Raw genomic sequence first — 12,632 nt, 5'->3', positions numbered from 1 at the left:
TTCTATGGATACTTCTTTTATCTTGAATGAATTTGCAGAAGAACGCGAACAGTACTTCAATGCGGTAGCTCCGCCAATAATTCAAACGAGCAACTTTGCCTTTAGCAAGGTTAACGATATGCGTGCGGCGTTTTCAAATGAGTATTCGACATACCTGTACAGCAGGGGCCTAAACCCCACTGTTGACATGCTCCGGAAAAAACTGGCAGCACTGGACAGTGCAGAAGATTGCCTGGTGTTTAACAGCGGCGCAGCTGCAATATTTGCCGCTGTACTGGCAAACGTAAAGGCGGGTGATCACATCGTTTCAGTTCAAAAGCCATATACCTGGGCACAGCGGATGTTTAATGATATACTCCCCCGTTTCAATGTTACCACCACATACGTTGACGGAAGGTTTACAGAAAATTTTGAAAAAGCTATTCGCCCCGAAACCAGGGTGATTTACCTGGAGAGCCCAAATAGCTGGGACTATGCTATACAGGATCTTGCTGCGGTAGCAGGGCTGGCTAAACAACGCGACATTATAACCATTTGCGACAATAGTTATTGTACCCCTTTATACCAGCAACCAATAGTCCTGGGGATCGATCTTGGCATTCAGTCGGCTACAAAGTATATTAGCGGCCACAGCGATGTGGTTGCAGGTGTGTTAAGCGGGAGCAGCCAGATGATTGAAAGAATATTTAATAGTGAATACATGAATATCGGCAGCGGTATTCAGCCATTTAACGCCTGGTTGTTGTTGAGGGGATTGCGTACCCTGGGGGTTCGTCTTGAGCGGATTTCCGCGACTGCTGAAAAGGTTATTGCATTTCTGAAAGGACACCCCAGGGTAGAACGGGTACTTTTTCCACTTGATCAGTCGTTTGACCAGTATGCATTAGCGGCGAAGCAAATGAAAAAAGCAGGAGGGCTGTTGACGTTCGTGATTAAAGCTGATAAGCTGGAAGAAATCGAAACTTTTTGCGAATCGCTTAAACACGTGCTTATGGCGGTAAGTTGGGGTGGCTATGAGTCGTTGATTATTCCGGGTTGCGCGGGTAAGCCGGCAGAGGACTTTGATGCTTCGGATCCTGCGCAAAGAATGATCAGGTTATACGTGGGTCTGGAAGAGCCGGAGTATATTGTTGGCGACCTGGAACAGGCTTTTACAAAAATGCAGCTATAGGGAAAGCCGCTTCTCTCGAAAACAACATCCGAATTGCGGTGCTTTCTCCCTTTAACCGATAATTCGTTTGTAAGAAATGATTTATATTATTTTTGAGGTTATGATCCATCGACTTTTTACCCTTTTACTTACCCTGCTTGTTTCTTCGGCTTTCGGGCAGGAGAAATGGGACCTGCGCCGGTGCGTGGAATACGCCATGGTGAATAATATTACTGTGAAGCAGGCAGAAGCACAGGCTTCATCTTCGCGGCTTACGGCAAACCAGACCAGGTTAACCTTATTACCGACCCTGGGTGGCTCTCTTTCGGGAAGTTACCAGCACGGTTTGAACGAGAACCCCACAACAGGTACACTGGAGAGCGCAAACTTTTTTTCCGGGAGCATGGGGGTTCAATCGGGATACACCATTTTCAACTGGGGAGTACGTAAGAATAACATTGCCGCAAACGAGCTTTTTGCCGAGGCTGACGCTGTAGGTGTTGATAAAGCAAAAAACGACATTGGCTTGCTGGTAGCGAATGCTTACCTGCAAATTATGCTTCGGCGTGAGCAGGTTAGGATTAGTGAAGTTCAGCTAAACCAGTCCAAAGCGCAATTATCGCTTACCCGCAAGCTCGTAAATGCAGGATCGCAACCCGAATTGAATGCGCTGCAAATTGAGGCACAGGTTGCGCGTGATACTTCCGCATTCCTGGAGGCCCAATCGCTGGTTGAGCAGGGTTTTATAACGCTGAAGTCTTACCTCAACCTTGACATCGCTGCTCCGTTTGACATCGAGTCGCCCTCTGTTGAACAGATACCTGTTGAAAGCATTCTTGATCTGCAACCGGATGCCGTGTACAAACTGGCCCTCACCACACAACCGGCGCAGCAAATGAATACCATCAGGATTGATGCATCTAAAAGGCTGGTAGCAAGTGCAAGAGGAGCCATGTACCCGACGCTGACTGCTTTTGCCGGACTTAATACCCGTTTTGTGAATGCCAAAAGCCCGGTGTTTGGTGCCATGCCCGATAAAGCTACGTCGTCGTACGTGTTGATTAATGGGAGCCAGGTACCTGTTTTTGCACCACAATTTGGAGTAATGGGGTACGAAGGCATTCCCCTGTTTAGCCAGTTGAACCGGAACTTTGGTCAAAGTCTTGGGTTAAGCCTGAACTTCCCCGTTTTTAACGCAGGCGCCGCCAGAACACAATGGCAAAGAGCAAAAATCAATGTTGTACAGTACGAATTACAGGACGAACAGCAAAAGCTTGACCTAAAAGCAAACATCTACAACGCTTATCAAACGGCTTATGCATCGTTGCAGAAATACAATGCGTCGGTGAAAAACGTGGAGGCATCGCAGAGAGCCCTTGATTTTTCGCAAAAGCGCTTTGATATCGGTTTGCTAGGCACTCTAGACTTTTTGATTACCCAAAGCAATCTCTACCGGGCTAAAATTGAACAGGTAAGTAATCGATACGATTTTGTTTTCAAATTGAAGGTGCTCGAGTTCTATAAAGGACTCGGATTAAAATTATAGGTAACAGGTATTCTGTGTATTACATTTACAACCCGCGGTTGTGCCCAAGCCGGATCTGTTCAATAGCCAGATATTGCGGGTCGGGATTAAAGCCGAATAAAGCAGTAACCGTACAAGGGAGTGACACAACGATGTTTCCCAAAGCGGTAGTGCTCAGTACAAAAAAAATTTAAACAGGAGCAGGGAACGTCTCAGTTACCCGGTCATCCTCAATACAAAACTCATGAACAAAAAACTAGCGTGGATCATTGGTATCCTGGTATTGGTGATCGTAGTGCTTATTGCTTTTAAGAAAACCGGGGTTATTGGCAAAGAAGAAGGGATAAAGATTACGGCTGAAAGCGCCAGTAAAAAAACCATTATAGAAACGGTAAACGCCAGCGGTAAGATATACCCCGAGATAGAAGTAAAGGTTAGCCCGGACATTAGTGGTGAGATTGTGGAACTGAATGTTGAAGAGGGTGATAGCGTACGCAAAGGCCAGGTGCTTGCGCGTATTTACGCAGATATCTATAATACACAGCGTGACCAGGCATCAGCAGGTGTTAGCCAGATGGAGGCACAGGTAATGAATTCAACTGCCCAGCTGGGGTCACTTAAGGCGACAATGGACCAGGCCGAGGTGACCTACAACAGGCAAAAACAGTTGCTTGATGATAAAGTGATTTCCCGTGCAGAATTTGAGCAGGCGGACCAGGCATTTAAAACCTCGCGGGCACAATACCAGGCTGCTCTTGCGGGTATCCGCGGAACCCAGGCGTCGGTGCAAAGCGCTAGGGCACAACTTAGTCGTGCAAACAAAGATGTAAGCCGTGCAACACTGGTGGCACCTATGGACGGGATTGTAAGCTTGCTTGCCGTTAAAAAAGGCGAAAGGGTAGTTGGTACGGCGCAAATGGCCGGAACCGAAATGCTGCGGGTAGCAAACATGGATTTGATAGAGGTTCGGGTTGATGTAGGTGAAAATGATATTCCAAAAGTGCACCTGGGTGATAGCGCGATAGTAGAGGTGGACGCATATAACAAAAAGAAATTTAAGGGTTTGGTTACAAAGATTGCAAGCAGCAATACTTCGGCAGCACTTTCGCAGTCGGGAGGCACTACCGATGTTACCAACTATAAGGTGCACATCAGGCTTTTGCCCGAGAGCTATGCAGATCTTTTAGTTAATCGAAAGGGCCGAGCTTTTCCGTTTAGACCAGGGATGAATGCGAGTGCAGATATCCAGACCAAAACCCATCCTTCAGCCTTATCGGTACCCATAAATGCCGTAACGACCAGGGATAAGAATAGTGATAAAAAGGATTCCAAAGAAAAAGAGGGTGGCCCATCCGACAATAAAGACAACAACACCGGCTCTGATGACGACATTGAAGAGGTGGTTTTTATTGTGCAAAAAGATATGACCGTGAAGAAGGTTAAGGTTCGCACCGATATACAGGACATCAACAATATTGAAATACTCGGTGGTTTGAAGGAGGGGGATATGGTTGTTACAGGGCCTTACAGCGTGGTGAGTAAAACCTTAAAGGAGGGTGATAAAGTGAAAGTGGTACCAAAAGAAAACGTTTTTGACGAGAAGAAAGACTAAATTATTTTGATTTCAACTTTGATAAGGAAGGACAACCTTCCTTATTTTTTTGTAAACCCCAGGCTGTATGTTTGCCTTAACTAAAGCACCTGTATGCAATTTGGAATTCTTGGGAGTGGTAGTTGGGCGACAGCGCTGGCAAAGATCCTTACGGACGGCAATCATTCGATAAATTGGTGGGTTCGGAACGAAGACACAATCAGGCACCTGCAACATCGTGGCCACAACCCACACTACCTTGGTTCCGCATATTTTGTTACCTCCCTGCTGCAGCTTAGCGCCAACATCAGCGATGTCGTCCGGAAATCTGATGTTTTGATTGTGGCAATTCCTTCTGCCTACGTTGACGCCGCTTTTAAACAATTGCCGGCTGATAGCTTTAGGGGCAAAAAGATTATTTCGGCGATAAAGGGAATCCTGCCATCCTGCAATCAGTTGCTGAATGATTATCTGCTGGAAAATTACAATGTGCCGCTTGAGCAATATTTTACGGTGTTGGGTCCCTGCCATGCTGAAGAGGTGGCTGCTGAAAAGCTATCTTATCTGACCTTTTCCGGACTCGATGAAGGTGCTGCTAAGGAGATTGCTGCGCACTTTAATACCGACTACCTTAATACTGTTGTTAACCACGATATTCTTGGTGTGCAGTATGCTGCTGTTTTGAAAAACATTTACGCTTTGGGCGCCGGGATAGCCCACGGACTAGAATACGGCGACAATTTTTTGAGTGTTTATATTGCCAATAGTGCCGACGAAATGGTGATTTTTCTTAGAAAGCTGGTGTCGGATCACGCTGTTATCGACCAGATCAATTATGCTGCCTCGGTATATCTTGGCGACCTGCTGGTGACGTGTTATAGCCTGTTTAGCCGCAACCGTACGTTCGGCAACATGCTTGGCAAAGGCTACTCGGTTAAGGCTGCGCAACTGGAGCTTAACATGGTTGCGGAAGGTTATAATGCGAGTAAATGTATATACCTGATTAACCAAAAAGTTGGTTCGGAAATGCCCATTGCTGAGACCATTTTCAAAATCCTGTGGGAACATCTTCCGGCCGGAGAGGGCTTTAACAAAATAGAGACGATACTTCAATAAACTATCTGGTAACTTTAAGTATGCCCGTTTCATTTACCTTATTAGGTTCTGCATCTCTAGCACTGCTTTTTATAGTTGTGCTGATCAATGCCATCAAATCAGGACTTGATAATAAGCACCCTGAGGGCAGTTGAATATAGCAGATGCAGCAACGATCATACAAACAGATCTGCAGCAATACCATCCGCCAGCAGTTTTCCTTTATTCGTTAGTTTCAGGTGAAAATTGCTGATCTCGGCGTGCTCGCCTTCCAGATATTTTCGGGCTCCGCTAACAATTCGATGAGCCTGGTTCGCACCCCATTTCTCGTCAACCGTTTGAAGATTTATACCCCCTGAAGTACGGAGACTTGTCATCACGTATTCGTTAAGTTGATCGGCTTCAGAAAGCAACTCTACCTCTGCGGGAATTTCACCCTTTGAGATACTGCGAATATATAAGGCATTATTAGCGATGTTCCATTGCCTGCTGAAACCATTGAAAGAATGCGCGGATGGGCCAAAACCGATATATGGCTTGGACTGCCAGTAACTGCTGTTGTGTTTGCTTTCGAATGCCGGTAGTGAAAAATTTGAAATTTCGTAGTGATTATATCCCGCTGCCGTCATCCAATGCACCAGTAACTCAAAGTGCCGGGCCTGCTTGTCGGTATCTACGCCGGGTACTTTTTGCCTGGCGATCATTTTGTCGAGGGCGGTGCCCTTTTCAACGGTAAGTGCATAACAGGAGATATGTGGGATACCCATTGAGATTGCTGTTTGCACGTTGGTTTGCCATTGCTCGTCCGTAAGGGTAGGCGTACCGTAAATAAGATCGATGGTAATATTAAACCCTTGTTGGCGTGCGAGTGAAAGGGCGTTTAAAGCTTCGCTTGCGTTATGAGCACGGTTCATCCAGGCAAGGTCCTGGTCGAAAAACGACTGTACGCCAATACTCAGCCGGTTAATACCCAACTGCTTCCAGGACAGCAGTTTCTCCAACGTGATGTCGTCGGGGTTTGCTTCAAGGGTAATTTCTACCGGCTGTTCCATGGTGTAGTGTTGCTCCAGGGCGGTGAGTATGCGGCTGAGGTCCTGAGCGTTTAACAATGAAGGTGTGCCACCGCCGAAGTATATGGTAGATACGGGTTGCCCGAGGTATTGTTTCCTGAGTTCAATTTCTAACAGCAACGCCTGGATAAATTCCGGCATTGCTGAGGTGGATGTAGAAAAGTGAAAATTACAGTAGTGGCATGCTTTGCGACAAAAGGGTATATGTAGATAAATGCCTGCCATCTCGGGAAACTTTGGTAAAATTGTTTTGCTAATGGCAAAGTTACCCGGATATCGCGTGTGGGTGTTTGGATTATTGTTAATCTGGGTGCTGGTACCGCGGCCTTCTTTTTCGCAAGGGTCGCACCGGATGGTCTATCATTTTATTGATGGAGACAGTGCACGCATTAGCAATGAACTTAAACTCAAAACCTCGTTTGGCAATAAGGTTGAGTCAACAGCATTCATTTCGCGCCTACCTGCTATACTCCAGGCAGGAGGTTACCTGGCCGGTTCAGTTGATAGTTCGAGTGTCAACGACAGTATAAGTTATGTATCGGTTTATACCGGTGCGCATTTTGGAAACCGTGCCATTGGCATCAAAGAAGTTGATCGCACCTTACTGGATGATGCCGGCTATAAGATCGCAAACAATCAACCATTAAACTTTTCGCAATATCGTGAGCTGCAGCAAAAACTGTTGTCACATCTGGAAAACAACGGCTATCCATTTGCCAGGCTAATGCTCGACAGCATAAGCCTTAGACCGGGGCAGGTTAGTGCCTTTGTGCTTCTTGATAAAGGCATACCCTACCGTTTTGATAGTGTACGAATTTTTGGCTCAGCCAAAATATCGAAAAACTTCATACACCGGTATTTGGCAATTGAACGCGGAAGTATATACCGGAGAGAAAAGCTGGAGAAAGTTAACCAGCGGCTATTAGAATTACCGTACCTGGAGCAAGAACAGCCATGGGATCTGACGATGTTAAGTACCGGGAGTATCCTAAACCTTTACTTAAAACCCAGGAAAAGCAACCAGGTGGATGTTATCGCAGGGTTTTTTCCTGCCAATCAGCAAACTGGTGGTAAGTTGTTGTTTACGGTGGATGCCAACCTGCAACTGCAGAATGCGTTTGGCGGAGGTGAAAATATTGGTGTCGTATGGCAGCAGATACAGCCTAAGTCGCCACGCCTAAACCTTCAATACCAGCAACCTTATTTGTTCAATTCTCCTTTTGGCATCGACTTTAGCTTCGACTTATATAAACGCGACTCAGCTTACCTGAACATCAGCACAGAAGCCGGGTTAATGTATAGTTTAGCTTCGGGGCAAACAGGTAAACTGGTGATCCAAAACAACCGTACAAACATTTTAGAAGTTGATACTGCCCGGATCAAGGCTTTTAAAACGCTCCCGGATGTTGTAGATGTTAGCTCTGTAAGTTTAGGGGTAGAATATACATACACCAATACTGATTACCGGTTTAATCCCAGGCGGGGCAACGAGTTGGAACTTTTCGCAAGTGCGGGCAACAAGAAGATACGGCGAAATAATACGGTTCTCCAGATAAAAGATACGGCATACAATTACGGTCGGCTCTACGATACGCTTAAATTAAATGCTTACCAGGTACGCCTGAGGCTTAGGGGAGCACACTACTTTCCGATTGGCAAGCAGGCTGTGATTAAAACCGGGCTCAATGCCGGTTGGTTTGAAAGTCCCAATTACTTTAGAAACGAACTTTTTCAAATTGGGGGTTACCGACTATTGAGGGGCTTTGATGAAGAGTCGATTTTTACAAGCCGGTATGCCGTGGGTACATTCGAATACCGGTACTTGCTTGGGTTAAATTCGTACTTCTTCGGATTTAGTGACTTTGGATGGAGCCAAAATAAAAGCATCAAAAACGCTCGCGGAAATCGTTATGTAGGTGGGGGAGTTGGCTTAGCTGTTGAAACAAAGGGTGGGATCTTTAACCTGAGTATTGCTGCTGGAAAAAGAAACGACCTGGACTTCAGCCTCAGGCAGTCTAAAATACACCTTGGCTATGTAAGTATATTCTAAGGGTTTCTTATGTGAGGGGGTATTGCGCACCAGGATACCTGAAATACTTTTCACCTTCTCATGCTGCTGGGATATTTTTGCGCTTACAATTATTTCCTTGAAAGGTATTTTATTCGTTGCATTTTTCGTCGCTTTCGTGTTCCAGTCTGTAGCGCAGACAGATACGATAATTGCCACGGACACTACTGGCACAAACCAGCAGCAGCCAACAGTCAGAAGATCTGTTACCCGGGCAACTAAAGACAGCAATCGGGTTGTCTCACGCGTAACAAGGGACACAACGGGCAAAAGCATCCCAGATACAGCACAGAGGCTTGATACAGCAACAATCGCCACAATAGTTCCCTCAAAGCCATTTGATCCTTTTTACAGCAGGTTTATGAATCATCCATACCTGCCTATCGGGCAGGAGCCTATTTACAGGATAGCGAACGAGCGAAAGCGGTGGTCGAAGGATGAATTGTTTTACGCCGTTGCGGGTTTGATCATGTTTCTTGCGCTTAGCAGACTTGTGTTCAATAAGTATTTTAAAAATATTTTCCGCCTCTTTTTTCAACCTTCTTTCCGGCAGAAACAAACCAGGGAACAACTTGTGCAAAGCAATTTACCCTCGCTTGTTTTCAACCTGTTTTTTGTTGCTTCGGCAGCCATTTACGTAACCTTACTGCTACAACATTATGCCTTGTTAAAGCTTAATTTCTGGCTTTTATTTGCTTATTGTGCGGCAGTGCTTGGGATCCTTTATATTTCTAAATTCCTGTTTGTGAGCTTTAGTGGGTGGGTGTTTAACGTTAAGGAAGCGGCTGATACCTACATCTTTATTGTGTACCTGATCAACAAAATTGTAGGGGTGGTATTGGTCCCATTCATCCTGGTAATCGCCTTTTCACAGCTGACGGTAATCAATGTTTGCATTACAATATCCTTCCTGGTGCTCGTAAGCCTTTACGTATACCGTTACGTAGTCTCCTATGCGCCAATAAGTAAGGAAGTGAAAGTAAGCCCGTTTCACTTCCTTTTTTATATTTTAGCTTTCGAGATTGTTCCGCTTTTACTCATTTACAAGCTCTTAATGCTTTATTTGGCCAGAACTCACTAATTTTGCATAAACCTCGAATGTTAGCAATGGTAAATAACGGGTCAACCACTGTGAAAACCGGACTTGTGAAAAAAATCCTGATTACTCAGCCCCGGCCTGATAATGATAGGTCGCCATATTTCGAGCTTGCCAGGAAGTATGGTATCGAACTTATCTTCCATCCTTTTATAAAACTCGAGGGAATACCCGCCAGGGATTTTCGCAGGCAAAAAATCGAAATCTCGCAATTCTCCGCCGTCATTTTTACCAGTCGAAACGCCATTGATCATTTCTTTCGCATCTGCGAAGAAATGAAGATCACCATTAGCCAGGACACTAAATACTTCTGTATTACTGAAGCTGTAGCGCTTTACCTGCAGAAGTTTATCCTGTATAGGAAGAGAAAAGTGTTTTACGGAGCAGATGGCAGTAATAAAAGTATGTTCGACGTTATCAACAAGCATAAAGAGAACGAAAAATTTCTTTATGTATGTAGCGAAAATCAACAGGACAACGAGATTGTAAACTGGCTTAAAACCAATAAGTGTGAGTTTGCCCTTGCATTTATGTACCGAACCATCAGCAACGATATACAGGCGGTTATGAACGAGGGTGAATTTGACGTAATCTGTTTTTTCACACCCAGTGGAGTTAAGAGCTTGTTTGATAATCTTCCTACATACCAGCAAAATGGCACAAGGATAGGTGCGTTTGGCGGAAATACTTCTAAAGCTGTTGAGGACGCTGGTTTAACCCTTGAAATCAAGGCGCCTGCTCCTCAGGCACCGAGTATGGTTGCTGCTCTAGAACAGTTTCTATCACTTGAATTAAAGAAAAAGTAACGACGAATCAATACTTTTAAATGCCCGGGCTTGCCCGGGCATTTTTATTTTGTAGGATAGTGCTGCTGTTGTCATGTCAGGCTTAGTGTTTGTATAGTACGTACAGCCTAACACTTGCAGCTCGAGGCTCTATTCATTAATATTATGCACACAAACAGGCTTATCAACGAAAGCAGTCCCTACCTGCTGCAGCATGCACATAATCCTGTTGACTGGTACCCATGGGGGGAAGCGGCACTTTCCAAAGCAGTGTTGGAAGACAAGCCCCTCTTAGTAAGTATCGGATATTCAGCCTGTCATTGGTGTCATGTGATGGAGCGGGAAAGCTTCGAGGATCCAGCAGTTGCAGGCATTATGAACGACAGATTCGTGAATATCAAAATAGACCGGGAGGAGCGACCTGACATAGACCATATTTACATGGATGCCGTGCAGGCCATGACCGGGAGTGGTGGCTGGCCGTTAAATGTCTTTCTCACGCCAACCGGTAAGCCTTTTTTTGGTGGTACATATTTTCCGCCGGTAAGGGCTCACCAACGTAGCACCTGGCGTGAAGTTCTTCTTGCCGTGAGCGAGGCTTACCAGCAGAGAAAAGCCCAGGTTGAAGACCAGGCGGAGTCATTAATGGAACATCTTCGATCTACAAATCTCCTGGCAATTGCAGGTGACGGAGGGGTGGATGCTGCGGAGGTTGCACACCTGGATGTAATTGCTGGCAACCTGCTCGCAACAGCCGACACATCCTGGGGAGGATTTGGCGCAGCGCCAAAGTTCCCGAACACGTTTAGTTTAATGGTCTTATTAAGGCATTATCATTATACCGGGCAGGATGCTGCGCTTAACCATGTTTTGTTAAGCCTGGATAAGATGATCGCCGGAGGGATTTACGATCAGTTGGGCGGAGGCTTTGCAAGGTATAGTACCGATAACGAGTGGCTTGCCCCGCACTTTGAAAAAATGCTGTACGATAATGCTTTGTTAATAGTGCTGATGGCTGAGGCATATTTATTAACAAACAAGGAAATTTACGCCCGGAAAATACGTGAGACAGTTGGGTTTCTTACGAGAGAGCTGATGGATGAGGAAGGAGGATTTTATAGTGCGGTTGATGCGGATAGTGAAGGTGTTGAGGGAAAGTTTTACACCTGGTCAAAAACAGCGATTCAGGAGATACTTGGTGAGCATGCCGGCTTATTTTGTGAGTTCTATGGTGTGAAGGACGAGGGAAACTGGGAAGGCACGAACATCTTGTGGGTAACACAACCCATGGGCTTATTTGCTAAAGAGAAAGACCTGGTGCCTGAAGATTTATCGAGAAAGTTGGATGACTGTTGCAGAAAGTTACTATCTGCAAGGGATACGCGTACCAGGCCGGCCACAGATGATAAAATTCTACTCGGCTGGAATGCTCTTGTAAATGTTGCACTCACCAAGGCTTATGCGGCCACGGGAGAAGAGGAGTACAAACTTCTTGCGGTGAAAAACATGGCCTTTCTCGAGAAGACGCTCAGGGAACCCAGTGAAAACAAATGGTTCCATACAACAAAAGAAGGTACCTCCCGTTTTCCTGCTTTCCTAGATGACTACGCAACTCTGATACTGGCATATATCCTGCTCCAGGAGATTACCGGCTGCCAGGAGTACCTCGTGAAGGCGCGACGGGTTTGCGAAGAAGTTTTCAGCCGGTTTGAAGATGCGTCCTCAGGTTTTTTCTTTTATACTCCGGTTGAACAAACCGACGTTATAATGAGGAAAATAGAGGTTTATGATGCAGCAGTTCCGTCGGGTAATTCAACAATGGCGATCAATCTTCATTACCTGGGCATCGTTTTCGACAGACCCGGTTGGATTGAAAAGTCTCGTTTAATGACGCACCAGCTGTTGCCAATGATTCTGAAGTACCCCGGTTCTTTTGGTCTCTGGGCGGTAAACCTGCAGAATCTTGTGATGGGGATGAATGAAATCGCAGTTGTTGGGAAAGATTACGGGGAAGTACTAACAGAAGTGTTGAAGCTTAAAGTTCCAAACCGGGTTTTACAAAGCACCACGGGTGAGTCGATGGATTTACCCTTACTCCAGGGAAAAAAAGTGGGTCCGAATGTGCTGATGTACCTGTGTAAAAACTACCAGTGTTTGCAGCCTGCAGCTACTGTCCCGGAATTGGAAAGGCTTTTACAAATTTAGGATTTGTTAACACAATAAAGGTCGGGACGCTCCGTTTTACCTTAGTT

At 45.6% G+C, this 12,632-nt stretch carries 9 protein-coding genes; 8 read left to right on the top strand and 1 reads right to left on the bottom strand.

Going from position 1 to position 12,632, the window contains the following annotated elements; all coding sequences use genetic code 11:
- Window positions 1-4: 4 nt before the first annotated feature.
- From EXU57_RS22330 to EXU57_RS22315, 4 genes are all read left to right on the top strand, one after another.
- Window positions 5-1,171, top strand: a complete 1,167-nt coding sequence (locus EXU57_RS22330; protein WP_133270489.1) for a trans-sulfuration enzyme family protein — start codon at window positions 5-7, stop codon at window positions 1,169-1,171.
- Between the two features lie 100 nt (window positions 1,172-1,271).
- Window positions 1,272-2,696 (top strand): TolC family protein, encoded by a 1,425-nt coding sequence (locus EXU57_RS22325; RefSeq protein ID WP_165958242.1) that lies wholly within the window; start codon window positions 1,272-1,274, stop codon window positions 2,694-2,696.
- Between the two features lie 223 nt (window positions 2,697-2,919).
- On the top strand, window positions 2,920-4,287 hold the full coding sequence (locus EXU57_RS22320) for an efflux RND transporter periplasmic adaptor subunit (protein ID WP_133270487.1): 1,368 nt from the start codon (window positions 2,920-2,922) through the stop codon (window positions 4,285-4,287).
- 93 nt (window positions 4,288-4,380) lie between these two features.
- On the top strand, window positions 4,381-5,382 hold the full coding sequence (locus EXU57_RS22315) for an NAD(P)H-dependent glycerol-3-phosphate dehydrogenase (RefSeq protein ID WP_133270486.1): 1,002 nt from the start codon (window positions 4,381-4,383) through the stop codon (window positions 5,380-5,382).
- 155 nt (window positions 5,383-5,537) lie between these two features.
- On the opposite strand, the gene hemW is transcribed toward EXU57_RS22315, so the two are convergent.
- Complete coding sequence (gene hemW / locus EXU57_RS22310; protein ID WP_133270485.1) at window positions 5,538-6,656, bottom strand: radical SAM family heme chaperone HemW; 1,119 nt, start codon at window positions 6,654-6,656, stop codon at window positions 5,538-5,540.
- Window positions 6,657-6,687: 31 nt separating this feature from the next.
- Here hemW and EXU57_RS22305 point away from each other — a divergent pair, with 31 nt between their 5' ends.
- The 4 genes from EXU57_RS22305 to EXU57_RS22290 all read left to right on the top strand — a co-directional run bounded on the left by EXU57_RS22305 (window position 6,688) and on the right by EXU57_RS22290 (window position 12,585).
- Window positions 6,688-8,481 (top strand): POTRA domain-containing protein, encoded by a 1,794-nt coding sequence (locus EXU57_RS22305; RefSeq protein WP_165958241.1) that lies wholly within the window; start codon window positions 6,688-6,690, stop codon window positions 8,479-8,481.
- A gap of 97 nt (window positions 8,482-8,578) precedes the next feature.
- Window positions 8,579-9,580: a DUF4271 domain-containing protein gene (locus tag EXU57_RS22300; protein WP_133270483.1), complete on the top strand. Its 1,002-nt coding sequence runs from the start codon at window positions 8,579-8,581 to the stop codon at window positions 9,578-9,580.
- Window positions 9,581-9,645: 65 nt separating this feature from the next.
- On the top strand, window positions 9,646-10,401 hold the full coding sequence (locus EXU57_RS22295; protein ID WP_243745689.1) for a uroporphyrinogen-III synthase: 756 nt from the start codon (window positions 9,646-9,648) through the stop codon (window positions 10,399-10,401).
- A 144-nt stretch (window positions 10,402-10,545) separates the two neighbouring features.
- Complete coding sequence (locus EXU57_RS22290; RefSeq protein ID WP_133270482.1) at window positions 10,546-12,585, top strand: thioredoxin domain-containing protein; 2,040 nt, start codon at window positions 10,546-10,548, stop codon at window positions 12,583-12,585.
- The last annotated feature ends 47 nt before the right edge of the window (window positions 12,586-12,632 follow it).

This window comes from Segetibacter sp. 3557_3, from assembly GCF_004354985.1.
Lineage (GTDB): Bacteria > Bacteroidota > Bacteroidia > Chitinophagales > Chitinophagaceae > Segetibacter.
This window is presented reverse-complemented; position numbering and strand designations above follow the sequence as displayed.